Raw genomic sequence first — 504 nt, 5'->3', positions numbered from 1 at the left:
GCAGGTCTCAATGAGCGAAGCCAGTAATGCCCAGTTCTCGGCACCTTCGTCGCAACCGGCAAAAAGGGAGTTCTTGGCATTGAGCTTGATCGGCCGCATCGCTCGCTCGACCGCATTGGTGTCCATCTCGACGCGCCCGTCATCAAGGTACAGTGTCAGGCCGTCCCAATGCCGCAGCGCATAGCGCAAAGCCTTCGCCGTGTCGCTCTTCTGCGCAAGGTGATCAAGCTTGGCCTCGAACCACTGCTTCAAGGCTGCAGCCAGAGGCCTGGCATGCGCATGCCTGTCGGCGCGGCGCTCGTCCGCAGATCGGCCGCGGAGAGCCTTCTCGACCGCATATAGCTGGGCGATGCGCTCGAGGGCCTCGCGGGCAACCGGAGCTGGCGCTGGTGCCGCCTCGCGCTCGATCTTCACAAACTGGCGCCGCAGATGCGACCAGCAGAAGGCGAGCGTCCCGGACAGGGCGTCCGCACGCGTCTCTCGGGTCATGGTCTTGTAGGCCTG

1 protein-coding gene is annotated in these 504 nt (G+C 64.3%); it reads right to left on the bottom strand.

Annotated elements, in window-relative coordinates; genetic code table 11:
* The coding region (locus XH80_RS02840; protein WP_271597242.1) for an IS66 family transposase at positions 1-504 on the bottom strand (504 nt) is incomplete at both ends.

It is taken from the genome of Bradyrhizobium sp. CCBAU 45384 (genome assembly GCF_028128665.1).
GTDB classification, from domain to species: domain Bacteria; phylum Pseudomonadota; class Alphaproteobacteria; order Rhizobiales; family Xanthobacteraceae; genus Bradyrhizobium; species Bradyrhizobium manausense.
The sequence above is the reverse complement of the archived record's forward strand: the minus strand, read 5'-3'. Positions and strand labels throughout refer to the sequence as shown.